The 24466-nt window shown below is 70.2% G+C and carries 21 protein-coding genes; 12 read left to right on the forward strand and 9 right to left on the reverse strand.

Going from position 1 to position 24466, the window contains the following annotated elements:
- Window positions 1–503 (forward strand): LLM class flavin-dependent oxidoreductase (locus ACRDSK_RS02330; RefSeq protein WP_431438184.1); only part of this gene is annotated, 503 nt, incomplete at its 5' end.
- Window positions 504–577: 74 nt separating this feature from the next.
- Here ACRDSK_RS02330 and ACRDSK_RS02335 read toward each other — a convergent pair.
- On the reverse strand, window positions 578–1963 hold the full coding sequence (locus ACRDSK_RS02335) for an MFS transporter (protein ID WP_431438185.1): 1386 nt from the start codon (window positions 1961–1963) through the stop codon (window positions 578–580).
- Between the two features lie 190 nt (window positions 1964–2153).
- Between ACRDSK_RS02335 and ACRDSK_RS02340 the strand changes: the two genes are divergently transcribed.
- A complete protein-coding gene (locus ACRDSK_RS02340; protein WP_431438186.1) occupies window positions 2154–2747 on the forward strand; it encodes a TetR/AcrR family transcriptional regulator in 594 nt (197 codons plus the stop codon).
- Window positions 2748–2795: 48 nt separating this feature from the next.
- On the opposite strand, the gene ACRDSK_RS02345 is transcribed toward ACRDSK_RS02340, so the two are convergent.
- Window positions 2796–4034 (reverse strand): styrene monooxygenase/indole monooxygenase family protein, encoded by a 1239-nt coding sequence (locus ACRDSK_RS02345; RefSeq protein ID WP_431438187.1) that lies wholly within the window; start codon window positions 4032–4034, stop codon window positions 2796–2798.
- Between the two features lie 404 nt (window positions 4035–4438).
- Between ACRDSK_RS02345 and ACRDSK_RS02350 the strand changes: the two genes are divergently transcribed.
- From ACRDSK_RS02350 to ACRDSK_RS02375, 6 genes are read left to right on the forward strand one after another with little or no spacing between them, the layout of a single operon-like run.
- Entirely contained in the window at window positions 4439–5077 is a 639-nt protein-coding gene (locus tag ACRDSK_RS02350; RefSeq protein ID WP_431438188.1) for a hypothetical protein, read from the forward strand.
- A complete protein-coding gene (gene kdpF / locus ACRDSK_RS02355; RefSeq protein ID WP_431438189.1) occupies window positions 5074–5175 on the forward strand; it encodes a K(+)-transporting ATPase subunit F in 102 nt (33 codons plus the stop codon). Before ACRDSK_RS02350 ends, kdpF begins: the two co-directional genes overlap by 4 nt.
- Window positions 5175–6836 carry a potassium-transporting ATPase subunit KdpA gene (gene kdpA / locus ACRDSK_RS02360; protein ID WP_431438190.1) on the forward strand — a complete coding sequence of 554 codons (1662 nt, stop codon included), beginning with the start codon at window positions 5175–5177 and terminating at the stop codon, window positions 6834–6836. Before kdpF ends, kdpA begins: the two co-directional genes overlap by 1 nt.
- The gene (gene kdpB, locus ACRDSK_RS02365; protein ID WP_431438191.1) at window positions 6833–8872 is read left to right on the forward strand and encodes a potassium-transporting ATPase subunit KdpB; all 2040 of its coding nucleotides are present in this window, start codon (window positions 6833–6835) and stop codon (window positions 8870–8872) included. Before kdpA ends, kdpB begins: the two co-directional genes overlap by 4 nt.
- 3 nt (window positions 8873–8875) lie before the next feature.
- On the forward strand, window positions 8876–9487 hold the full coding sequence (locus tag ACRDSK_RS02370; RefSeq protein ID WP_431438192.1) for a potassium-transporting ATPase subunit C: 612 nt from the start codon (window positions 8876–8878) through the stop codon (window positions 9485–9487).
- 5 nt (window positions 9488–9492) lie between these two features.
- Window positions 9493–12081 carry a DUF4118 domain-containing protein gene (locus tag ACRDSK_RS02375; RefSeq protein ID WP_431438193.1) on the forward strand — a complete coding sequence of 863 codons (2589 nt, stop codon included), beginning with the start codon at window positions 9493–9495 and terminating at the stop codon, window positions 12079–12081.
- Between the two features lie 157 nt (window positions 12082–12238).
- On the opposite strand, the gene ACRDSK_RS02380 is transcribed toward ACRDSK_RS02375, so the two are convergent.
- A complete protein-coding gene (locus ACRDSK_RS02380) occupies window positions 12239–13063 on the reverse strand; it encodes a hypothetical protein (RefSeq protein ID WP_431438194.1) in 825 nt (274 codons plus the stop codon).
- Window positions 13064–13165: 102 nt separating this feature from the next.
- Window positions 13166–13999: a PhzF family phenazine biosynthesis protein gene (locus ACRDSK_RS02385; protein WP_431438195.1), complete on the reverse strand. Its 834-nt coding sequence runs from the start codon at window positions 13997–13999 to the stop codon at window positions 13166–13168.
- Between the two features lie 62 nt (window positions 14000–14061).
- Here ACRDSK_RS02385 and ACRDSK_RS02390 point away from each other — a divergent pair, with 62 nt between their 5' ends.
- Window positions 14062–14262 (forward strand): DUF2795 domain-containing protein, encoded by a 201-nt coding sequence (locus ACRDSK_RS02390; protein ID WP_431438196.1) that lies wholly within the window; start codon window positions 14062–14064, stop codon window positions 14260–14262.
- Here the strand turns inward: ACRDSK_RS02390 and ACRDSK_RS02395 are convergent.
- The 3 genes from ACRDSK_RS02395 to ACRDSK_RS02405 are packed head-to-tail and all read right to left on the reverse strand — an operon-like array spanning window position 14202 to window position 17987.
- Window positions 14202–16319 carry a WD40 repeat domain-containing protein gene (locus ACRDSK_RS02395; RefSeq protein WP_431438197.1) on the reverse strand — a complete coding sequence of 706 codons (2118 nt, stop codon included), beginning with the start codon at window positions 16317–16319 and terminating at the stop codon, window positions 14202–14204. The two genes, ACRDSK_RS02390 and ACRDSK_RS02395, sit on opposite strands and share 61 nt — an antisense overlap.
- A 35-nt stretch (window positions 16320–16354) precedes the next feature.
- On the reverse strand, window positions 16355–17419 hold the full coding sequence (locus tag ACRDSK_RS02400) for a hypothetical protein (RefSeq protein WP_431438198.1): 1065 nt from the start codon (window positions 17417–17419) through the stop codon (window positions 16355–16357).
- 13 nt (window positions 17420–17432) lie between these two features.
- Window positions 17433–17987 carry a M12 family metallo-peptidase gene (locus tag ACRDSK_RS02405; protein ID WP_431438199.1) on the reverse strand — a complete coding sequence of 185 codons (555 nt, stop codon included), beginning with the start codon at window positions 17985–17987 and terminating at the stop codon, window positions 17433–17435.
- Window positions 17988–18296: 309 nt separating this feature from the next.
- Here ACRDSK_RS02405 and ACRDSK_RS02410 point away from each other — a divergent pair, with 309 nt between their 5' ends.
- A complete protein-coding gene (locus ACRDSK_RS02410; protein WP_431438200.1) occupies window positions 18297–19316 on the forward strand; it encodes a S1 family peptidase in 1020 nt (339 codons plus the stop codon).
- Window positions 19317–19381: 65 nt separating this feature from the next.
- On the opposite strand, the gene ACRDSK_RS02415 is transcribed toward ACRDSK_RS02410, so the two are convergent.
- The gene (locus ACRDSK_RS02415; RefSeq protein ID WP_431438201.1) at window positions 19382–19723 is read right to left on the reverse strand and encodes a hypothetical protein; all 342 of its coding nucleotides are present in this window, start codon (window positions 19721–19723) and stop codon (window positions 19382–19384) included.
- A 206-nt stretch (window positions 19724–19929) separates the two neighbouring features.
- Between ACRDSK_RS02415 and ACRDSK_RS02420 the strand changes: the two genes are divergently transcribed.
- On the forward strand, window positions 19930–22458 hold the full coding sequence (locus ACRDSK_RS02420; protein ID WP_431438202.1) for a heavy metal translocating P-type ATPase: 2529 nt from the start codon (window positions 19930–19932) through the stop codon (window positions 22456–22458).
- A gap of 41 nt (window positions 22459–22499) precedes the next feature.
- Window positions 22500–23312 carry an NADPH-dependent FMN reductase gene (locus tag ACRDSK_RS02425; protein ID WP_431438203.1) on the forward strand — a complete coding sequence of 271 codons (813 nt, stop codon included), beginning with the start codon at window positions 22500–22502 and terminating at the stop codon, window positions 23310–23312.
- Here the strand turns inward: ACRDSK_RS02425 and ACRDSK_RS02430 are convergent.
- Entirely contained in the window at window positions 23266–24009 is a 744-nt protein-coding gene (locus tag ACRDSK_RS02430) for a class I SAM-dependent methyltransferase (protein WP_431438204.1), read from the reverse strand. The two genes, ACRDSK_RS02425 and ACRDSK_RS02430, sit on opposite strands and share 47 nt — an antisense overlap.
- Between the last annotated feature and the right edge of the window lie 457 nt (window positions 24010–24466).

Genomic DNA, 24466 nt, shown 5'->3' on the forward strand with positions numbered 1-24466 from the left:
CCCCACGGCAGGAGGGCGGCGTCCCGCTGTGGATCGGCGGCGGCAGCCCGGCCGCGGCCAAGCGAGCCGGGCGGCACGGCTGCCACTTCATGCCCGACCTCGGCACGCCGCCCGAGGTGCTCGACCTGTACCGGGCCACGCTCGCCGAGCACGGCCACGACCCGGCGCGGAGCCAGGTCACGGCGATCGTGTCGCCGGGCGTGTACGTGTGCGACGACGCGGACGAGGGTTGGGCGCGGCTGCGGGAGCACTACCTGTACCTGATGAACGGGTTCATGGAGTGGTTCGGCAACCCGCTGATCCCGTCGGCGGACGACCTGCCGCGCGAGCTGTTCCTGGTGGGCCCGCCGGACGAGATCGCCGAGACGCTGCGCGAGCGGGTCAAGCCCATGGGCGACGTGGACCGGGTGATCTTCTTCGGCCGCGCGCCCGGCCTACCGATCGACCTGGCGCGTGCCTCACTGGCCCGGTTCGCCGCAGAGGTCATGCCGCAGCTCGCCTGAGCCGCCAGACGACGAGGGTGGTGCCGACCTGGTCGGCACCACCCTCGTCTGCGTGTTGAAGCGGCTGACCGGAGTCAGCTGACGGACTCGATGGGCGCCTCCTTCTTGTTGCGCACGCCGGCGATCAGCGCGGCGAGTGCGGAGACCGCCGCCACGATGATGATCACCCAGGTGCCGTTGTGGTAGCCGCCGAGCGTCACGGGGGCGCTGGTGACGATCTCCTCCGCGGTCGACATGCGCACGGTCACCACCGCGAGCACGACCGCCGCGCCGACCTGGTAGCCGGTCTGCAGGATGCCTGCGGCCAGGCCCTGCTCGGACTCGGCCACGCCGCTGGTGGCCTGCACGTTGGCCGCGGTGAACGCGAACGGGAAGCTCGCACCGATCAGCACCATGCAGGGCAGGATCACCAGCCAGTACGACGACCCGTCGCCGATCCGGAGGAACAGCAGGAACGCCGCGGTGTAGGCGGCCATCCCGCCGAACATCATCCAGAGCACGCCGGTCTTGTTGAGGTAGTTGCCGGCGCGCGGGGCGAAGAACGCGATGAGCAGCCCGATCGGCAGGAACGCGAGCGCCATCTCCAGCGGCGACCAGTCGAGGTAGTTCTGCATGTAGAGCCCGCCGATGAACTGGTAGCTCATGTAGGTGCCGAGGATGGCCGCGGCGATCAGGCTCGCCCCGACCAGCTTGCGGTTGCGCAGCAGACCCAGCCGCAGCAGCGGCTCCTTCGCCCGCGACTCCACCGCCACGAACACGGCCATCAGCACGATGGCGGCGGCCACGATGCCGAGCGTGCGCCCGGAGAGCCAGCCGTGCACCGGCGCCTCCACGATCGCGTACACCAGCAGCAGCATCGCCGCGGTGACGGTGACGGCACCGGTGACGTCGTAGTGCCGCCGGCCCTCGGTGCGGGGGCGCGCCGCGTCCCTCGGCACGAGCACCAGGCCGCCGATCAGAGCCGCCAACGCCACCGGCACGGGCAGCATGAACGTCCACCGCCAGCTCAGCTCGGTGAGCAGGCCGCCCACGATCACGCCGGTGGAGTAGCCTACCGCGCCGCACGCCGTGTAGATGCCCAGCGCCCGGTTGCGCTGCGGGCCCTCGGGGAAGTTGCCGACGATGATCGACAGCGTCGCCGGCGCGGTGAGCGCGGCGCCGATGCCCATCGCGAAGCGCGCCACGATGACCAGCGTCCCGCTGTCGGCGATGCCGCCCGCGAACGACCCGATGGCCAGCACCGCGAGGCCGACGAGGAACATGCGCCGCCGGCCCACCAGGTCCGACAGGCGCCCGCCGAGGAGCAGGAAGCCGCCGAAGCCGAGCACGTAGGCGCTCACCACCCACTGCGCCGCGGGAGTGGACATGCCCAGCTCGGACTGGATCTGGGGCACCGCGATGCCCACCATGATGTTGTCCAGCGCATCGAGCGAGAACGCGCCGCAGACTACGATGAGCATGGCCCACGCGCGGGCACCCCAGTGGGTTCCCGTGTCTGGGCGTGTGCCCGGTTCCGCCTCGGCGGCGGTTGGCGCCGCGCTGTTCGGTGGACCGTCACCCGACATGGCCATGGCTCCTCACTGCAGATTTTTGTAGGGGTCGCTACACAAGTTAGCTCCCCGCTACTCTTGAGGTCAACGGAGGTGGGTCATGGGCGTACGCGGGCGGCCGCGCGGCTTCGACCGCGACGAGGCCCTCAAGACGGCGATGGTGATCTTCTGGGAGCACGGCTACCAGGCGACCACGCTCGCCGACCTGACCGCGGCCATGGGCATCAAGCCGCCCAGCCTGTACGCGGCCTTCGACAGCAAGGAAGAGCTGTTCCGGCAGGCCATCCGGCTCTACGAGCGAACCGAGGCCGAGGCCCCGCGCCGCGCGCTGGTCGAGACGCCGACCGCGCGGGAGGCGGTGGGCGCGCTGCTGCGGGAGAGCGCCGTGCGGTACACCACCCCGGGCAAGCCCACCGGATGCATGGTCGCGCTCTCGGCGGCCACCACCTCCGCGGAGCACGCCGAGGTCCGCGAGTTCACCGCGCGCTGCCGGGAGGCGACCGAGGACGCGATCCTCACGCGGATGGAGAAGGGCGTGGCCGACGGCGAGCTGGCGGAGTCGGCCGATCTGCGGTCGGCGGCGAAGTTCTACACGACCGTCCTGAATGGACTCGCGGTCCAGGCGCGCGACGGAGTGTCTCGTGAGCGGCTGTTCGCCGTGGCGGACATGGCGATGGTGGCCTGGCCGGGCTGACGAAGCCCGACCAGACCACCACCTCGGCACGGTCACCTCGGCCAGGACCTACCGAGTGCGCTGCAGACCCTTGACGTCCTCGATCCACGCCCGGGTGCCCTCCAGTGAGCGCAGCGCGTCCCACTGCGCCTCCGGATGGTCGAAGTTCGCCACGAACGCGTCGCCCACCCGCGGGTCCGCACCGGCGGCACCCAGGATCTCCACCATCCCATCCGCGGGTGGGCCGACGGCCTGGTTCGACCACTGCACGACCGGCTCGGCCAGCTCCCACATGCGCCGTGCCACGCGGTCGCGGAACGTCTCGTCGAACGGCTTGTCCTCGAGCACCATCTCGGTGAGGGCGAAGGCGCACCGCGAGCCGAGGTTCGCGCCCTGCCCGGCCAGCGGGTCGTTGAGCACCCAGGCGTCGCCCAGTGCCAGCGCGTGCCCGCCGCTCGGCAGCGTCGCCCACGACTCGCGCACGACCGGCACGAGGCCGCCCTGCAGGAAGTCGTCCGGGCGGGTCAGGTTGAACTCCTTCTCGTCGATCCGTTCGCGCAGCAGCGGCGCGTACCGGGCGAGCGTGTCCAGCAGCGTCGTGCGCAGGGCCGCGCGATCGGCGGCCAGGGAGGCGTTCGTCAGCGGCTCCAGCGGTCCGCCGGGCTCCGCCTCGACGACCATGCCGTGCACGAGCTCGTCGTCCAGGCTGAGCTGACGCACCGAGAAGATCTCTCCGGCGCCCGGAATGAGCTGGAGGTGGATCCCGGACGGGTCGCTCGGCGCGATGCCGCGGAACAGTCCGCCGAACAGCCGGCGCGGCGCCGAGGTGTAGGGCGAGCGCTCGGGCACGCGGGAGAACAGGTCCGCGAACGTCCGCCGTCCGGTCGCGACGACCACCAGATCGTGGCGACCCGCCAGCCGGTCGATGGTCGGCACGTCGAACTCGGTGACCTCGACCTTGCCGCCGCGGTCGACGTAGTCCTGGAGCAGTGCGGGCAGGTACACCCGGAAGTCGACGCCGGTGCCGGGCGCCTCCAGTCGCCCGAAGAACCGCAGCGGCGGCTCGTCCTCGATGTTGACGTTGATGCCGTACACGTCGAGGTCCGCGCGCTCCCAGTGCTCGACGCCCAGCGCCCGCTCCCGCTCCCGGGTGTTGTGCCAGCGCAGCGTGAGCGTGGTGGGACGGCCGGAGGCCATCTGTTCGGGGGCGCGGTCGGTGTAAACCGTGGTCGAGACCCCCGCCTGCTGGAGTCGCAGGACCAGGTGCAGCCCCGAGATGCCCGCGCCGATGACGGCGATGTCAGCCATGAAGATCCTCTCGTCGTGAAATGCCGTGCCGGTGGCTGGGCGCCCGCTCGACCGTAACCGCCACTCGCGGCCACCGACCCGGCTCGACGCCGACCATGCGTGTTCCTGCCAGTACCGGTGCGAAACAGCGCAAGGCCGGCCAGCGTGGCGCTAACCGCCGGAGCGCTCGACGGGAGTGTGGGCGGGCTGGTCGGCGCCGACCCGTACCACCCGAAGGCAGTCGACGATCTGGCGCCTTACTCCGTGGACGACCTGGCAGTCCATCCCAGCGGCACCCTGCTGGCCGTGGCACGCGGCAGCTCCTTCGAGCTCTGGGACCTCGACGCGCCGGTCACGACCAGAACTCTCGCGGTCCGGTCGAGCCCTACAGCACGGTCGCCTCGTTCGGCCCCGACGGTCGCACCGTGACCGTCTTCCGCAACGACACCAGGGAGATCGAGCTGCTGGACATCCGCGATCCGCGGAAGCCGGACGTCCTGACCGTGTTCCGCCCGCGGGTCAAGGTGGACAGCAGGTTCCAGGCGATCGGTCCGCCGCCGGTCTACTCCGCGGACGGTCGCCTGCTCGCGGTCCTCGCCGGCGACCGAACCGTCCGGCTGTGGAACATCGACAACCCCCGCGAGCCGGCCGCCGGCACCTGGATGTGGCTGAGGTGGCGAAGCGGATCTGCACGATCGCGCACCCGAGGATCTCCGCGGCCCAGTGGCGGGAGCACTTCCAGAACCTGCCGTACCAACCGCCGTGCCGATGACCCGCTGACCCGCCGCCCGAGCGTCCACTCTGGATGGTGTGCGGCGGCGGTTCCGTGGCGCACGCCACCCCCGCGTATGGATTTCGTCAACGCGGAACGGCGCGCCGTCAAGGTCCCGTCAAGCACGTACCGCCGCCCAGCAGCCAGGTCCACACTCGCGTCGTTCGGTCGCCGTCGTGGTGGCCCGGTGTGGAAGGGGCATCGGCCGATGGCCGATCTGGCGTACGCCGTGCTGCTCGTCGCCGGCTTTCTGATCCTGGCGCTGACGTTGCGCGGGTTGGAGAAGCTGTGAGCGATGTGGGAGTCCTGGCCAACGTGGTCGGTGGCGTGCTCGCGCTGCTGCTGATCGTCTACCTGTTCGTGGCCCTCATCCGTCCGGAGAAGTTCTGATGTCGTCCACTCTCGCCGGCCTCCTGCAGGTCGGCATCCTGCTCGCGCTCCTCGCCGCGGTGTACAAGCCGCTTGGCGACTACATGGCGCGGGTGTTCACCGACAGGCGCCACCTCGCCGTCGAGCGGGTCGTCTACCGGGCGGTCCGGGTCGACCCGGACTCCGAGCAGCGCTGGCCCGTGTACGCGGCCGGCGTGCTCGGCTTCTCGTTCGTGTCGATCGTGCTGCTGTACCTGATCCAGCGGCTGCAACCGTTGCTGCCGTTCGACTTCGGCCGCGGCGCGGTCGACCCGGGCATCGCGTTCAACACCGCGATCAGCTTCGTGGCCAACACCAACTGGCAGTCCTATGTGCCCGAGGTCGTGATGGGGCACACAGTCCAGCTGCTCGGGCTGACGGTGCAGAACTTCGTCTCCGGCGCGGTCGGCATCTCCGTGGCGATCGCCCTGGTGCGCGGCTTCACCCGGTCGGCGACGGACCGGCTCGGCAACTTCTGGGTCGACCTCGTCCGCGCCACGGTCCGCATCCTGCTGCCGATGGCGTTCGTGTTCGCGATCGTGCTGATCGCGCTCGGCGTCGTGCAGAGCCTGACGTCCGGCGTCATCGTGTCCAACCCGGACGGTTCGTCGAGCACGATCGCGCTCGCGCCCGCCGCCAGCCAGGAGGCGATCAAGGAGCTGGGCACCAACGGCGGCGGCATCTTCAACGCGAACTCGTCGCACCCGTTCGAGAACCCGAACGGGATCACGAACCTGGTCGAGATCTTCCTGCTGTTGGTGATCCCGGTCTGTCTCACGAGGACGTTCGGCACGCTGGTCGGCAACCGCAGGCAGGGCTACGCACTGCTGTCGGTGATGGGTGTGCTGTGGGGCGCGATGCTCGCCGTGATCTGGTGGGCCGAGGCGCACCCGAACGGCCCGGCCGCGCTGCTCGCGGGTTCCGCCATGGAGGGCAAGGAGGTCCGCTTCGGGATCGCCGGTTCGGCACTCTTCGCGAACGCCACGACCGGCACGTCGACCGGCGCGATCAACGCCGCGCACGACAGCCTCACCGGCCTCGGCGGCGGCGGGGTGCTGCTGAACATGCTGTTCAGCGAGATGACTCCCGGCGGTGTCGGTACCGGGCTGTACGGCATCCTGGTCATGGCGATCATCGCCGTGTTCCTCGCCGGCCTCATGGTCGGGCGCACCCCGGAGTACCTCGGCAAGAAGCTCGGCCGCCGCGAGGTGACCACCGCCGCCATCGCGATGCTCGCCATGCCGACGCTGGTGCTCGTCGGCTCCGGGATCGCGATCATGCTGTCCGGAACCCCCGGCTATATGGGCAACTCCGGCGTCCACGGCTGGTCGGAGGTCCTCTACGCCTACGCGTCGGCGGCCAACAACAACGGCAGCGCGTTCGCCGGCATCACGGTCACCAGCCCGTGGTTCCAGTCCTCGCTGGGCATCTGCATGCTGCTCGGCAGGCTGGTCCCGATCGTCGCGGTCCTCTGCCTCGCCGGTTCGCTGGCCGCGCAGAGGAAGGTGCCGGCCACGGCGGGCACCCTGCCGACTCACGGTCCGCTGTTCGCGTCGCTGCTGACGGGCACGATCGTCCTCGTCGCGGCGCTCACCTTCATCCCCGCCCTCGCTCTCGGCCCGATCGCGGAGGCACTCGCGTGAGCATCACCACCGAAACCCCGCAGCGCAACCCGCTGGACGCGCGGCACCGCCACGCGGACAAGACCGGCAGCATCGGCGCCGGCGTGTTCGACCTACGCCAGCTGGTGGTCTCGTTCCCGGACGCGCTGCGCAAGCTCGACCCCCGCCACCAGCTCCGCAACCCCGTCATGTTCGTCGTGTGGGTCGGTTCGCTGCTGTCAACGGTGTTCGCGCTCGCCGACCCAGGCGTGTTCGCCGTCGGCGTCGCGTTGTGGCTCTGGTTCACCGTCCTGTTCGCCAACCTCGCCGAGGCCGTCGCCGAGGGCCGGGGCAAGGCGCAGGCGGAGACCTTGCGGCGCACCAAGAAGGAGACCCTGGCCCGCCGGCTGCGCGGCGACGGCTCCGAGGAGACGGTGCCCGGCGTCGACCTGCGCATCGGCGACCTCGTGGTGGTCGAGGCCGGCCAGGTCGTCCCCGGCGACGGCGACGTCGTCGAGGGCATCGCCACCGTCGACGAGTCGGCGATCACCGGCGAGTCCGCGCCGGTGATCCGCGAGTCGGGCGGCGACTTCTCCGCGGTCACCGGCGGCACCACCGTGCTGTCGGACCGGATCGTGGTACGGATCTCCACCAAGCCGGGCGAGTCCTTCGTGGACCGGATGATCGCGCTCGTCGAGGGCGCGACCCGGCAGAAGACGCCGAACGAGATCGCGTTGACGATCCTGCTGTCCACGTTGACGATCATCTTCCTGCTCGCCGTCGTGTCCCTGCAGCCGATCGCCGTTTACTCGGGCAGTCCGCAGTCGGTGATCGTGCTGACCGCGTTGCTCGTCTGTCTCATCCCGACGACGATCGGCGCGCTGCTCTCCGCGATCGGCATCGCGGGGATGGACCGCCTGGTGCAGCGCAACGTGCTGGCCACCTCCGGCCGTGCGGTCGAGGCGGCCGGGGACGTGTCCACGCTGCTGCTGGACAAGACCGGCACGATCACCTTCGGCAACCGCCGGGCCACAGAGCTCATCCCGGTCGCGGGCACGCCGATCGAACGGCTCGAGGAGGCCGCACGGCTCGCGAGTCTCGCGGACGGCACGCCCGAGGGACGCAGCGTGCTCGAGCTGTGCGGCGGGCCGGTGGAGCTGACCGAGGCCGCCGAGTACGTCCCGTTCACCGCACAGACGCGCATGAGCGGCATCGACATCGGAAGCCGCAAGCTCCGCAAGGGCGCCGCGAGCGGCTTCCCGCAGACGCCGGAGACCAAGCGGATCGTCGGCGAGATCAGCGCGGCCGGCGGCACCCCGCTCGTCGTGGCGGAGAACGACGTGGTGCTCGGCGTGATCCGACTGTCCGATGTGGTCAAGCCGGCGATGCGGGAGCGGTTCGACGCGCTGCGCACGATGGGCATCCGCACGGTCATGATCACCGGGGACAACCCGCTGACCGCGAAGGCGATCGCGGACGAGTCCGGTGTGGACGACTACCTCGCGGAGGCCAAGCCCGAGGACAAGATGGCGCTGATCCGCAAGGAGCAGGAGGGCGGCCGACTGGTCGCGATGACCGGCGACGGCACGAACGACGCCCCGGCGCTCGCCCAGTCCGACGTCGGCGTCGCGATGAACAGCGGAACCATGGCGGCCAAGGAGGCCGGCAACATGGTCGACCTGGACTCCGACCCGACCAAGCTGATCGAGATCGTCGAGATCGGCAAGCAGCTGCTGATCACCCGCGGCGCGCTCACGACGTTCAGCGTGGCAAACGACCTGGCGAAGTACTTCGCCATCCTGCCGGCCATGTTCGCGGGCATCTTCCCGCAGCTGGACAAGCTGAACGTGATGAACCTGGGATCGCCGAGCTCGGCGATCCTGTCCGCGGTGATCTTCAACGCGCTGGTCATCGTGGCACTGATCCCGCTGGCCCTGCGCGGTGTGCGCTACCGCCCGTCCAGTGCGTCGTCGCTGTTGCGGCGCAACCTGCTGATCTACGGCGTCGGCGGTGTCGTCACGCCGTTCATCGGCATCTGGCTCATCGACCTGCTGGTCCGACTCATCCCGGGAATGTGACCCATGAACTCGCTCGTGAAGCAAACCCTCGCGGGACTGCGGGTGCTGCTCGCGCTCACCGTCCTGCTCGGCGTGCTCTACCCGCTCGGGGTGTGGGTCGTGAGCCGGCTCCCCGGACTCCAGGCCAACGCCGAGGGCTCGGTCGTCACCGTGGACGGACGCGACGTCGGCTCCGACCTGATCGGCATCGACCCGGTCGCGAAGGACCCGAACCACGACCCCTGGTTCCACAACCGGCCGTCTGCCACCGCGTCCGACGATCTCGGGCCGGCCGACGCGTCCACTTCGGGCGCCTCCAACAAGGGCGCCTTCGACGAGGAGCTCGTCGCGGTGATCAAGCAGCGCAGGGAGGTCGTCGCCGCGCGGGAGGCTGTTCCCGAGTCCGCGGTCCCGGCCGACGCGGTCACCGCGTCCGCGTCCGGCCTCGATCCCGACATCAGTCCGGCATATGCGCGGCTGCAAGCGAGCCGGGTTGCGCGTGTCAACGGGCTCGCCGAGGACGACGTGCGCGCGCTGATCGAGGAGCACACGTCCGGCCGCGATCTCGGTGTGCTCGGCGATCCCGGGGTGAACGTGCTGACGCTCAACCTCGCGGTCCAGGCCGCCAGAAGGTAGGCCGGGTGAGCAGGGGAGAGCTGCGGATCTATCTGGGCGCCGCCCCCGGCGTCGGCAAGACCTACGCGATGCTGGGGGAGGCGGCTCGCCGGCTCGAGCGGGGTACCGACGTCGTGGTCGGCCTGGTCGAGACGCACGGGCGGGCCAAGACCGCGAACCTGTTGCCGGGCCTGGAGGTCGTGCCCCGCCGAGAGCTCGACTACCGCGGCCGGCGGTTCACCGAGATGGACGTCGACGCGATCCTGGCCCGCGAGCCCGAGGTCGCGGTGGTCGACGAGCTGGCGCACACCAACATCCCCGGTTCCCGCAACGCCAAGCGCTGGCAGGACATCGACGAGCTGCTCGACGCCGGCATCGACGTGCTGTCCACCGTCAACATCCAGCACCTGGAGAGCCTCAACGACGTCATCGAGCGGATCACCGGCGCGCACCAGCACGAGACCGTCCCCGACGAGGTCGTCCGCCGCGCCGAGCAGATCGAGCTGATCGACATCACCCCGGAGGCGCTGCGCCGCCGGCTCGCACACGGCAACGTCTACCCGGCGCACCGCATCGACGCGGCGCTGGGCAACTACTTCCGCCCGGGCAACCTGACCGCACTGCGCGAGCTGGCTCTGCTGTGGGTGGCCGACCAGGTCGACGTCGCGCTGCAGAAGTACCGCGCCGACAAGGAGATCACCGACACCTGGGAGACCAGGGAACGGGTCGTCGTCGCCATCACCGGCGGCAAGGAGAGCGAGACGCTGATCCGCCGCGGCCGCCGGGTCGCCGCCCGCGCCGGCGCCGAGCTGCTGGTGCTGCACATCCTGCGCGGCGACGGGCTCTCCGGCGTCGGCCCGGACGCGGTGGCGCGCCTGCGGCTGCTCGCCGACGACGTCGGTGCCACCTTCCACACCGTCGTCGGCGACGACGTGCCGACCGCGCTGCTCGACTTCGCCCGCGGCGTCAACGCCACCCAGCTCGTGGTCGGCACCTCGCGCCGGTCCCGGTGGGCACGCGCGTTCGACGAGGGCATCGGCGCCTCGGTCGTGCAGCGGTCCGGGTCGATCGACGTGCACATGGTCACCCACGAGCAGTCCGCGGGCGGCCACCGGCGCACCCGACACGCGCGCGGTGCGCTCAGCCGTTCCCGCAAGCTGCTGGGGTGGGCTCTCGCGCTCGTCCTGCCCGGCCTGGCGACGCTCGCCGGCGCGCTCCTGCGCGCGGAGCTGAACACCTCGACCGACGTGGTCGACTACTTCCTCGCGTTGGTGCTCGTGGCGCTGGTGGGCGGGATCGGCCCCGCGCTGTTCGCGTCGGTGCTCAGTGCCCTGCTGCTGAACTACTTCTTCGTGCCGCCGCTGTACTCGCTGACCGTCGCCGACCCGGAGAACGCGCTGACGTTGGTGGTCATGGCGCTCGTGGCGGTGATGGTCGCGGTGGTCGTCGACCGCGCGGCCCGCCGGGCCGAGCAGGCGAGCCAGGCCCGCACCGAGGCCGCGCTGCTCGCCTCCTACGCCCGCATCGTGCTGACCAGCACGAAACCGTTGTCGACGCTGCTGGAGAAGGTGCGGGAGAACTTCGGCCTCACCTCGGTGGTGCTGCTGGAGAGCCGCGGCGGGGACACGTGGGACCGGGTGTCCAGCGTCGGTGAGTATCCGTGCCACGACCCGGGTGAGGCCGACGTGGACATCCCGGTGACGCCCGACGTACACCTGGCGTTGCGTGGCCGTCAGGTGCCGGCCCGGGACCGGCGTGTCCTCGAGGCCGCCGCCGGGCAGGCGTTGCTCGCGTTGCGCCAGCAGCGGATGACGACCGAGGCGGCCGACGCCCGCCACCAGGTGGAGGCGACCAAGCTGCGGACCGCGCTGCTGTCGGCGGTCGGTCACGACCTGCGCACCCCGCTCACGTCGATCAAGGTGGCGGTCGGCAGCCTGCGGGCGACCGACCTGACGCTGTCCGAAGAGGACACAGCGGCGCTGCTCGCCACCGTCGAGGAGTCCGCCGACCGGCTGACCGGCCTGGTCGACAACCTCCTCGACTCCTCCAGGCTGGCCGCGGGCGTGGTCCGGCCCGTGCTCAAGGCCGTCGGCTACGACGAGGTCGTCGCTCGCGCGCTGTCCGGTGTGGACTCTCCAGCGCGCGTTCGGGTGGACGTGGACGAGTGCCTGCCGAGGGTCCGGGCCGACGTGGGACTGCTCGAGCGGGTGGTGGCAAACATCGTCGACAACGCGCTGCGGCACGGTGTCCTGGCGGTGCCCCGGGCGGTCGACGTGGACGGCGACGGCGAGACCGGCGCGGACGAGCCGGCGGTCGCGGTCCGCGCCAGCGCCCACGCCGACCAGGTCGAGCTGCGGATCGTCGACCACGGCCGGGGGCTGCCGAAGGGGACCGCCGAGTCGGCCGCGGCGTTCGAGCCGTTCCAGCGGCTCGGTGACCGAGACGCCATGGCAGGAGTCGGCCTCGGCCTGTCCGTCGCGAAGGGGTTCGTGGACGCCATGGGCGGCACGCTCCGCGCGGAGGACACCCCGGGCGGCGGGCTGACCGTGATCGTCTCGCTGCCGACCGCGTCGGTGTCGTCTTCTCCGGTGGCCGGAGTCGCCGAGCCGGCATAACCTGCGGCAGTCAACGCACAACGGATCTTGGAGAGCAGTTCATCCGTCTGTCCACACGCAACCAACTGGCCCCCGGCAAGCAGGTCACCGTCCTGGTGAAGTCGACGGAGGTCATGCTCGGCGTGGAGTGAGTTGAGCGCGCCAGGGCGGACTGAATTCAGCGGGAAACCGTCGCGGGTGCGTTCGACGTTGTCGACGCAGTTGTTGTGACGGGATTCATCCGAATGTAGGTCGCGGTCGCCCTGAGAGTGTTCAGATCGGCTGTGCGAAGCCGGCTGTCGTCCGCGAGTGCGCCGAACGCGCAGATGCCTTCGAACGCGTTCGCCGTGACCTCGACCTTGATCGTCCCGCGGACGGTGCCGTTGCTGTCCGGGCCTAGGCGTTCCCAGGCGAGCAGCCGGTCCGACGACCCGTCTTCGATAGCCCGCTCGACCTGAGACTGCTCGCACGTCCCACGTTCGCTCTGCAGCGGGTCGGACAAATCCTCGAGCCCGATGAGCTGTACGAGCATAGCGTCTTCCGGCGGCAGGCCGGAGCCGCTGGCATCGACGGTGAGGGTGACGGTATTGCCCTCCGTCTGCGCGGACAACGCCACCCTCGGCTGCTCGCGGTTGCGCATGCTGTCGGTACCCACATCCACCGCGCGAAAGGCCGCTCCCAGAACGACGAGCGCACCGGCGATCGCGAGCCATCGGCTGAGATGGTGCCACCAGCGCTGCTTGTCGGAGGGAAAGGAGCCGACCGCCACGCCGATCGCGATCGCCACCGCGCCGGCCAGTGCGATGTTCACGACGACCGACACGGCGTCCGGGTCGTCGCGCACCAGCCGAGGAAGATAGTCACCGGAAATGCCGAGGACCGCGAAGACGCCGACGATCAACGTCACCGTGGTGGTGACACCTATCGGTGCACCGTCAGGCTTGGCGCCTTGCTGGTCGCCATTCTTTCCGGTGGAGGGATCCTTTTCGGCACCTTCTGGCATGACGCCTCCCGGTGGTGACACAGCTGAAGCCATGACGCTGCGAAATGTCGGGAAGCGAGTGCGCCGCGTTACGGGCCGTAATCCGCTCGTTGTGAAATGCCGCTAGAGGTCGACGGTGCCGGTGATGCCGATGACGGTGTCGCCGCCGATCCAGATTTCGCCGTCGGACTGTTCTATGTGGACTCGGCCGCGGCGGTCGAGTTTCGTGCCCTGTGCGGCGGTGTAGGTGGCCGGCGCCTTCCCGGCCGGGATGAGCCACTGCGCGATCGCGGCGTTCAGGCTTCCCGTCACCGGGTCCTCGAAGAAGGCGTCGTCCGCGACGAACGCTCGGATCTCGAAGTCCGCGGCAGCGCCCGGCGGGTGCGGGCCGACAACGCCGACGGTGGTGTACTCGACGAACGCCGCGGGGTCGGGCGCCAGGGCCAGCACCGCCTCGGCGTCGGCCAGCAGCACCGCGACCCAGCCGGGGCCGTTGTCGGCCCACTGGGCGTCGACGATGTCGTCCGGCGCGAGACCGAGCGAGGCGGCGACCGCTCCGAGCGTCGAAGGCGAGACGGGTCCGTCGCGCAGCAGCGGCGGCGCCGCGAAGGCGAGCCGACTTCCGTTGGCGCGCAAGGAAACCAGGCCGGCACCGCACTCCTGGACCAGCCTGCCACCGGACTTCGGCGCGCCGCCGGCCGCGAGCCACGCGCGGGCGGACCCGATCGTCGGGTGCCCGGCGAAGGGCAGCTCCCGCGCGGTGGTGAAGATCCGCAGCCGGTAGTCGGCGGCCGGGTCGGTGGGGGAGAGCAGGAACGTGGTCTCGCTGAGGTTCGTCCAGCGGGCGAACGCGGCCATCTGCTCGGTGCTCAGCCCGTCGGCACCGTGCACCACGGCGACTGGATTGCCGAACAGGAGCTCGTCGGTGAACACGTCGACCTGCGTGAAGGACAGCACCCGGGCAACCTAACAGGCGTTTGACGGGCGGTTCAGGCGGGAAGAACCACTACATGGACACCATGGACGCAGAGCGCACCTTGTCGGAGATCCTCGACGGACTTTCCTACCCGGCGGAGAAGTGGCAGATCACGGCTTGCGCCGAGATCTACGGAGCCGACGTGCACACCCGCCGGGAACTGTACGACCTGCCCGCCAAGACCTACGAGAGCGTCGAACACATCACCGATGCGCTGGCCACGGCAACGTCGACACCCAGGTAGCTCATGACGTCCTCCCGTCGAACACCCGCAGCACGCCGTCCTCGCACGCCGTGACGAGAAGGGCCATCAGCGGTGAAGGCCAGGTCGTTGACCGGGGCCGGGTGTCCCAGCCGGAAGAGCTCGACCCCGCTCTCCGTCTCGAAGACCGACGCCGTCGGCGCCTCGGTGAGCACCGCCAGCGCCGGGGCCACCGGGTGGAACGCGAGGCCGACGACCGGGGCGGGCAACGTCAGCGTGATCCCCTCGGCCGGTACCCCGCCGCTCATCTGCGAGATCCGCACGGTCCGGTCGGCGCCGCCGGTCGCGAGCTGAGTCCCATCCGGACGGAACGCGACCGCGGCGACCGGGCGCGGGTGGGTGACCGTGCCCGGCACCGCGCCCGACGACGGGTCGAGCACCTGCACCCGGCCGTCCTCGTTGCCGGTGGCGAGCAGGCCGACGCTGTCGAACGCGAGCGCCCGCACCCGGCCGGCACCGGTGACGGAGTGCGGCGCCCCTCCGGACGCGACTTCGACGATCGTCGTCGTCCGGTTGCTTCCGGTGGCGAGGACGGTGCCGTCCGGGCCGAAAACCACGGTGCTGACGCCGCCCTGGTGGGCACACCGAGCCCGCTCAGCACCGTCGGAGACAGCGAGGATCCGCGCGGTGCGGTCCGCACAGCCCGTGGCGACCAGGTCGCCGGCCGCACTGATCGCGACGGCGTTCACCGCCTGGCCGTGGTCGACCTCCCACACCGTGCCGAACAGCAACTTGATCATCCGGGCGTTGCCGTCGACGCAGCCGGTGACCAGGAACAGCCCGTCCGCGCTGATCGCCACCGAGGTGACCGGGCTGGGATGGACGGCTTCCACCAGCGGATCACCGCCGGTTCGCACGCGGTAGGAGCGGACCGTTCCGTCCTTGCTCGCGGCCGCCACCACCGGTTCGGCCGAACGTGACATCGCGAGGTCGGTCACCGCGCTGCCGAGCGTGATCCGCCCCTGCTCGGCGCCGGTGTCGTAGACGCGCAGGAAGCCCTGGAGGTCAGGACTGATGCCGCCGACGGCGACTCGGCTGCCGTCCGGGCTGAACGCGACCTCGGTGGCGAGGTCCGGGGACTGGTCGGCCCAGACGTCCCGACCGGTCGCGGCGTCGAGCACCGCGACGCCGGGTCGTGGGACTGGGCCTGGGATCTGGTTGACCGCGATGATCCGCAGGTCCGGTCCGTAGGCCACCCTGGTGCACTCGCTGAGATCGGGCCGGGGGCCGAAGCGCAGCTCCCCGGTCTGGGTGCTGAGCACCGCCGGGCCCTGCTCGACGACCGCCGCGACCCATCGGCTGTCCGGGCTGGCCGCCACCGCGCCCACGCCGGCCTGGGCGTGCACCCTCCCCTCGCGCACCGTGTCGGCCTCGATGTTCACCAGGACGCAGCGCCCGTCGGACAGGCCCGCGACCAGGAACCGCGAGTCCGGGGTGAACACGACCGACAACACGAACTGCGGCAGGGTTCGCAGCGCCTCGCCCGTGACGGCGTCGAACAGGAACGCCTCGGCGTTGATGATCGCGGCGAGGAACCTGCTGTCGGGGCTGTAGGCCAGCGACAGCATCTGGTGGTGCTGGTCGAACTCGCCCTTGACCCGCCACACGGTCTCCCCGGTCGCCGCGTCGTAGACCCAGGCCTGCGTGTCGCTGACGAACCCGGTGGTCCAGCCGATCGAGGCGACGAACCGCCCGTCCGGGCTGTACGCGACGCGATCGGCGACGGCGATCTCCGGGTTGACGCAACGGGTCTCGCCCTTCGGCATCGTGAGCACACCCTTGGCGCTCCTGCCGCCGATCGCGAGGAACCGGCCGTCGGGGCTGACCGCCAGGCCGTGGGTGGGCGGGTCGTCACGCGCGACCAGCTGTGGGGGGCCGGCGTCGTGGGTGTCGACGATCGCCAGCATGCCTCTGCCCGGGAACGTCGCGCTGTCCACGGTTCCGACGGCCAGCAGGTGCCGGCCGTCCGGGTGCCAGGCCAGCGCACTGACCGGCGCCGGCACCGTGTGTGCGTGCAGCCGGGTGCCAGGTTTTCCCACGGGTCCTCCTTCGGTCCCCAGAAGGTGGATCGCCGCTAGGCCTCGTCTGGTGTCAACCGATCGGTCGCGACCTCGGTCGCGGCCACGCGGTCGGCGGCGAGCCCGAGTCCGTTTCCGTCGACGTCCAAGGACAGCGCGATCGGCGCGACGCCCGGCCGGTCCACCGCGAACAACGGGAAGCTCATCCGGCCGTCGACGATCTCGTCCTCGTTGGGATGGCCGTTGTAGGCCGGTTGGCCATCGGGTTGGTACAGCGTGATGTGCGCGCCGTCGATGCCGTCGGGCTGGGTGAGGATCAGGTACCGCACGGAGAAGCCGGCCTCCTGCGGGTCGCGCACCAGCACGATGCCGGCGAGCGCCGGTGCCTGCCGGACTGTCAACGGGATGCCCGCCTGGATGTCCGGATCGAGGCATACCAACAGATGGTCGGGGCCGCAGTCGATGGTGGTCGTCGCCTCGCGGGCGGGGGACAGCAGGTACAGGTCGCCGCTCGAGCAGTTGGCGAGCAGCTCGAAGTCGGCGTCGGTGGTGGCCGACCGGTTGATCGAGAAGAGCTCCGCCTGGTCGGAGAGGGCGATGATGTGGGTGTCGTTCAGGATCGGCAGCTCGAAACCGGTGACACCGGCTCGGTAGGCGATCACCGACAGGGTGAACGCGGCCTGGTCGCCCACCACGTCACCGGGTGGCGGTGCCGCCTGCGCGAGCCGGTCGAGGGAGTCGGACGTGGCGACCTGGCCGAGCGCCCGCCAGGCCGCGAGTGCCACGACGGGGTCCGGCGCCGACGCGGCCGCCTCGACCAGCGGGGTGGCCGCCGGGCCCAGCGAGGTGGCGGAGGCGACCGCCGCGGCCATGGCGAACGGATCGGCGTCTACTTCGGACAGCAGGCCGCCGACCGCCTGGCCGAGCGAGGTGAGTGCGTCGGCGTGGGTCGTGGCCAGTGCCGCGAGGATGCCGATCGTGCGGATCCGGTTGGGGTCGGCCGGATCGAGTGCCCGGCGGAGTACCTCGACGCGATCGCCCTCGTCGAGCGCCGCGAGCTGCGCCCGACTGAAGCCGTCCTTGGCGGCGAGCAGGTCGTCGATGCGTTGGGGGAGTGGCACGTCGCCTCGATTCTCACGGCCTGATCGAGCAGTGTCCGCGCATCCGGTCGGCCTGCGGCTGCGTGACGCTGGTGTTGGAGTTGGACGACGCCTTCATGAAGTTCACCGGGTCGTTGCACAGCGAGGTGTCCTTCTCGCAGTGCGGCAGCCCGAGGAAGTGCCCGACCTCGTGCGCGAACGTGTTCCCGCTGTTCGCGGCGTTGCCGTTCAGGGACACCACGGGTGAGCGCAGTCCCTTCGTGCGGCGCTTGTCGCACGGCCCGCCGACCGGTGACCACCCGTCGGCCTTCGGGTCGGACATGACGGCGACGACGAAGAGGTCGAGGGCGTCGTTCTTCACCGACCACCGGTCCGCCAGCGCCTGGGCGTCGCCGAGGCTCCGGATGATCGTCAGGGTGCCCGCGTCCGCGAACGTGATCCGGAACCGGTTGACCGTGCCGATCACCGGGCCGCGCGCCGCGAAGATCCCCGTCATGACCGTCAGGGAGTCGTTCACCTGCGTGGCCTGCGCCGGCGTGAACCGGTCCTCACCCACGACGATGACGTTGAGGTCCAGGTGTGGAGCCATCGGGCGCCTCCTCGCCACGCCGCACAGTCGGGCGTAGTCGATGCATCGCGACCTCGACCGGCAACGTGACACGGCTGCCGCCGCCTCACCCTGCCGGGGGAGGCGCAGGTCAGGACGGCACGCGCTCGACAGCAGTTCGCCGAGGTGCGCTGGAAGTTCCGGGAGAGTCGTCACCGGGATGCCCGAATACTTTAGTCGGGACTTTCGGCGGGGCTCTTGTCCAGATCGATACGGATCGTTATAACGAGGTCACTGTCAGTCGTCTTCATGTTCATCCCAGTGATGACACCCCTGCAAAGGAGACGTCCTGTGACCCTCAAGAAATCGACCGTGCTCGCTGGTGCGGGCGTGCTGGCCATCGCCATCGCGGTGCCGCTCAGCACGTCGGCCAACGCGGCGCCGCCGGCGCCGATGGGCGCGCTCGCCATGTCCACGACCGCACAGACCCTCGACGCGAAGCTCGGCGACGACTTCGGCGGTGCCTGGATGGAGAAGGGTCAGCTGGTCGTCGCGGTGACCGATGCCGCGAAGACGGCCGAGGTGACCAAGACCGGCGCCGAGGCGAAGGTGGTCGACCAGAGCGTCGCCGAGCTGGACGCGATGGTCGCCGACCTGAACGACATCGAGGCGAAGGCGCCGGACTCGGTGACCGTGTGGGGCACCGACGTGCGCCACAACACGATCAACATGACCGTGCTGCCCGGCACCGAGGCCGCGGCGCGGGACTTCGCCGCCTCCGTCGGCATCGAAGGCGTGCGCATCACGGAATCGGCCGAGGTGCCACAGTTGTTCGCCGACATCCTGGGCGGCGAGGCCTACAACATCGGCTCGTCCCGCTGCTCGGTCGGTTTCTCGGTCGCCGGCGGCTTCGTCACCGCCGGCCACTGCGAGGTCCTCACCGGCGGCGGCGCGCTGACCAAGAACGGCTCCCCGCTCGGCCAGTGGGGCGGCTCGCAGTTCCCGGGCGCGGACCACGCGTGGGTGCAGACGAGCGGCGACTGGAACCCGGTCGGCCAGGTGTCCGGCGTGGGCGGCGTGGCCGGCTCGCAAGAGGCCGCCGAGGGTGCGCCGGTGAGCAAGTCCGGCTCCACGACCGGCGTCACGCAGGGCACCATGGGCGCGAAGAACCAGACCGTGAACTACCCGCAGGGCACCGTGACCGGCCTGACCGCGACGAACGCGCTGTGCCAGCCGGGCGACTCCGGCGGCGCGTTCATCTCCAACGGCCAGGCGCAGGGCGTGGTGTCCGGTGGCAACAGCTTCACGTGCTACTTCCAGCCGGTGAACCCGATCCTGCAGGCGTACGGCCTCAGCCTGGTCACCGGCTGACCCGCCACCCGCGGTCCGACTGACATGTCGTGAGGGCCACCTCCACGGAGGTGGCCCTCACGAGCTCATGCGCAGGTGAGGTTCTGCTCCGGCGCCCAGGCGTTGCCGGTGTCGTTGCCGTGCCCGAACCACCAGACGAGGCCGTCCGCGACCACGGGGCCGGCCGAGATGCGGAAGGCGCGGCCGGCGTCGAGGGTGTAGACGACCGTGGTGAACCCCGGCTCGGACCGCAGCCAGGTGTTCTGGTTGGTCAGCGGGATCATGCCGATGGCGCACGAGGAAAGAGCGCTGTCGGACGACGCTGTGTCGACCGAGGCGGCCTGCGGGCCGACCACGGCGGCGACGATCAGTGCCGCGGTGGCGAAGGTCGGGCCGGCCGCGCGTCGTAAGGCGGTTGGAGCGGACAAAGTCGTGTTCCTCCATGCGAACTGGTTGCTGTTCCCCGGTTCGGGGCGGCTCATCGAACCATGGGGCACCGCACCGTGATCGGACGGGTCGAGGGCCGGCCAGCGGGAGGTCAGGCGGCCGTTTTCCTTGACCTTGGTGTCCGCACCAACCTTTAGGGTCGCTGGTCGAAGGAATCTCTCGAACACGAACAGGACTGGTGACAGCAGTGACCGAATCCTCCGTTTCGAACAGGCCGGAGACGCCGGTCGAGGCGGACCTCGAGGTCCGCCGCTACCGGCTCGTGTCCGGCTGTGTCGAATGCGCGAGCGATCTGACCCCGCTGCGCCGGGTCGAAGGCGTGCGCGAGGTGCGCGTGCTCTCGGCCTCCGGCGTAGTCGCGATCGAGGCGCCGCGCAGCCTCAAGGACGTCGACGTCCTCAAGACCGCCGCGGCCGGCGGCCTCGTGCTGGAGCCGGAACAGCCGGCCGCGGTCGAGGAGGACGCGGTCAAGCGGCAGAAGTGGTGGCTGCGCCCGCCGATGGTGCTGCTCGGCATCGCCATCGTCTTCATGATCGCCGCGAACGTCACCAACCGGATCGCGGTCGACTCCACGCTCGCCCGCGCGCTCGCGGCCGTGGCCATCGCGGCAGGCATCATCTATCCCGCTCGCAACGCGTGGAACATGCTGAAGAACCGCCGCCTGTCCATCAACGCGCTGCTGGTCGTCACGGTGGCCGGCGCGTTGCCACTGGGCAAGGTGGTCGAGTGCGGCTACGTCGTGGTGATCTTCTCCCTCGGCGCGGTGCTGGAGACGTTCGTCGCCGACCGGGCGCGCAGGTCGATCCAGAACCTGATGGACCTGACCCCACGGCGCGCCGAGCGGTTCGCCCCCGGTGGGTACGCGGAGACCGTCGCTGTGGAGGAGCTGCAGGTCGACGATGTCGTCCTGGTGCGCCCCGGTGCCCGGCTGCCGACCGACGGCGTCGTGGTGGAGGGCAACTCGTGGGTGGACAACTCGGCCATCACCGGCGAGTCGATGCCGCAGGAGACCTATCCGGGCGAGCCGGTCTACGGCGGCACGCTCAACGGTGACGGGGCGCTCCGGGTCCGGGTGACCAGGCGGTTCGAGGACGCGGTCCTGGTACGGGTCATCCACGAGGTGGAGGAGGCCCAGCAGAACCGCGGCAGCGCCCAGCGCTTCGCCGAGAAGTTCGGCATGATCTACACCCCGGTGATGATCGGTCTCGCCGTGGTGATGGCGTTGCTCGGCCCCACGGTGTTCGGGCTGACGTTCCAGGACGCGTGGTACCGCGCGCTGGTCGTACTGATCGTGTCCTGCTCGTGTGCGCTGGTCGTCTCGGTGCCGGCGAGCGTGATCGCCGCCGTGTCGCGGGCCGCCCGCGACGGCGTCCTGATCAAGGGTGGCGCCTACCTCGAGCTGCTCACCCGGGTGCGCGCGGTGGCGTTCGACAAGACCGGCACGCTGACCCTCGGCCGTCCGCAGCTGACCGGCGTGCACCCGCTCGCCGGCCACGACGAGCAAGAACTGCTGCGGCTGGCGGCCGCGGTGGAGTCCACGGCGACGCATCCGATCGCGGAGGCGATCGTGCACGCCGCACGTGACCGCGGCGTGGCCATCCGGCCGGCCGAGGACGCGCGGATGGTGGTCGGCGTGGGTGCCGAGGCCACTGTGGACGGTAAGCGGATCAGCGTGGGCCGGGCCGGCGACTACTCGGCTGACGAGGCGGCACTGGCCGCGCTCGCCGAGGTGGAGTCCGCCGCGTCCACCCCGGTCGCGGTCACCGCCGACGGCACGTTGATCGGCCTGCTCGGGCTCGCCGACCAGCCCCGGCCCGAGGCGGTCGAGGCGATCGCCCAGCTGCGCGAGCTGGGCATCACGCACACCACCATGCTGACCGGTGACCGGCAGAAGGTGGCCCGGATGGTCGCGGACAAGCTCGGCGTCGAGGACGTCTCGGCCGAGCTGATGCCCAAGGACAAGAGCTCCGCCGTCGCCGCGATGAAGAACCAGCACGGCACCGTCGTGATGGTCGGTGACGGTGTCAACGACGCCCCGGCGATGGCCACCGCGAACGTGGCCGTGGTGATGGGCGCGGTCGGCACCGACGTCGCCATGGAGACCGCCGACGTGGCGCTGATGTCCGACGACCTCACCAAGCTGCCGCAGACCATCGCGCTGGCCCGGCGGGCGAACCGGATCATCGCGCAGAACATGGTGGTGGCGCTGACGGTGGTCGCCGCGCTCGTCGTCGCCGCGGTGTCCGGGGCGTTCAACCTGATCCAGGGTGTGCTGGTCAACGAGGCGTTCGCGCTACTGGTCATCGCCAACGGCATGCGCCTGCTGCGGGGCCGCAAGCCGGAGACGGTGCAGGCGCCGGCGGTCCAGGCGAGCGCGAGCAGGCCGAGCGTGGTCCCCGCGCCGGCGGCCACCGGTGACGGCTGCGGCGACAGCTGCGGCTGCGGTTCGTCCGCGAAGACCGAGCCGGTGGCCGACTCGGCGGCCGGTGACGGCTGCGGCGACAGCTGTGGCTGCGGTTCCTCGGCGAAGGCCGAGCCGGTGGCCGCGCCGGCCGCTGTCGATACCTGCGGCGACGGCTGTGGTTGCGGTTCGTCCGCGAAGGTCGAGCCGGCCGTGCAAGCGGAGTCGGCCGGCGATGGCTGCGGTGACGGCTGCGGCTGCGGAACGGCGAGCACGAGTGAGTCGATCACGCTGCAGCGGCCGGGCGGCGCCTGACCGCGATACCCGACAAACCAGGACAAGGGCGCCACCTACGGGTGGCGCCCTTGTCCTGTGCTGCGCATTTCTCGATCTGTCCGAGGTTGACTTGGCGCCCGAGAATCCACAGTTCAACTGCGCGGGATATCTGGATCTGCGCGGACCGTTCAATTCGGACCTTTTCGCGCGAGCCGTCGAAATCGTCGATGGCGGGTGCGAGGCCTCGCGGCTGCTGCCCGACCCGGGAAGCCGAATTGTCGGCGGTGAGGAGTGACCACCTGTTGGACATCATGATGATTTCCGGAAGCCTGCGCGGTCCGTCGAACAACTCGGCGCTGCTGCGTACGGCCAAAACGCTCATGCCGGACGGTTTCCGCGGGGTCGACTACGAGGGCATGGCCGACCTGCCCCATTTCAACCCGGACGACGACCTCGATCCGTTGCCCGAATCCGTCATCGACCTGCGCACCCGCATCGCGGAGTCGGCCGGCCTGGTCCTCTGCACACCCGAATACGCGGGCGCGCTGCCCGGGTCGTTCAAGAACCTGCTGGACTGGACCGTCGGCGGCATCGAGATCGGCGACAAACAGACCGCCTGGATCAACGTGTCGGCGCCGGTGGTGCCGTCCATGGTGGACTCACAGGGGCTGGTCGACGACGACCGGGTCCGCGACGGGATCACCCGAAGCCTGGCCACCCTGGTCGAGCACGTGGCCCTCGTCGCGACCCGAGACACCGGCTGGCCATTCCGAGACACGCGAAGGTTGTCGCGGGGCGGAGTGGGGGGAGGTCCTCCGCGCCCGCGACAACCAGGACCCGGCTGCGTCAGTTGCAGTTCGGGTCGTCACAGGCCGCGTCGGCCGGAGCCGTGACCTTCTTCAGTGCCGGCGCGCCGGCGCTCGCGCTCGCGCCGTTCAGGGGTCGAACCGCCCGGCCGATCGCCATCGCCTCGATGAACTCCCAGGCGCCCGGCATCTTGGTCTCCTTGAGCTCCGCGATCTCCAGGGACGACTCGCGGAGCGTCTGCAGGGTGGGCCGGTTGCAGTGGCACTCGTTGCCGAACCAGTACCACCCCTTCTGGATGATGTCCTGCTTGCGTGCGACGCGCGGGTCCCGGTTGCGCACGTGCTCCAGGAACAGGTACTGGCCGCCCGGCTTGAGCACGCGCTCGATCTCGGCGAGCACCACGTCGGGATCGGGCACGGTGCACAGGATCATCGCCGCGGCCACCGTGTCGAAGCTCGCGTCCGGGAAGGGCAGCTTCTCGGCACCCGCCACCGTCAGCTGGACCGGCATGGGGTGGTCGCGGACCTTCTCCTCCAGCTTGACGACCATGTGCGGGTAGGGCTCGGTCAGGATGAGCTCCGAGACCGAGTCGGGGTAGTGCGGCAGGTTCAGCCCGGTGCCGGTGCCGAGCTCGATGGTGCGGCCGTACGCCGGCTGCAGCATTTCCGCCCGCTTCTCGGACAGGCCGTACTTCTCTACCTTCGCCAGGAACCTGTCGTACATTCCGGCGAAAACGTACTTGCCCCAGGTGGCGTTGTACGCCTTCTTCAGTAGATTCGCCATTTGCGTTCTCCAAGTAAAGACGGACTGTCTGTTATGTCCAGTTCCCCTGCTGATTTCACGCGGCTGCGGGGTAGCGCAGAAGGTCGGGCGGCGGCCATTCGGCTCATCGAGGTCCTCTGGTCGGCGTCATCCTTTCGGCTCGGCGTTTCGTTCTCCACGCTGCGCGCGTGGGCGTCTCGCTTGTCGGCAGCCGAGGGTTGAGTGTTCTGGTTGAAGCAGGCTTCAAGTCAACCCTGCATTTTTGCTCAGCTGATGCCCTGCGCTTCATTCAACTGGAGTAATCCAAATACGCTCCGGAGTCGTTGCGGGCGAAAAAACGATGATCGTTGTGCCATCTCAGTGGATTTGGAACGACTCGATTGCGTCCCGCCCTCACGCGGCCATAGCGTCGTGCCCCTGCCGATGGGGTATCGCAGGTCCGGGCATTCCAGTGTGTGTCAGGCGTTGTGTCAGGCGC

Source organism: Actinophytocola sp. (assembly GCF_050699915.1).
In the GTDB taxonomy this organism is placed as follows: Bacteria; Actinomycetota; Actinomycetes; order Mycobacteriales; family Pseudonocardiaceae; genus Actinophytocola.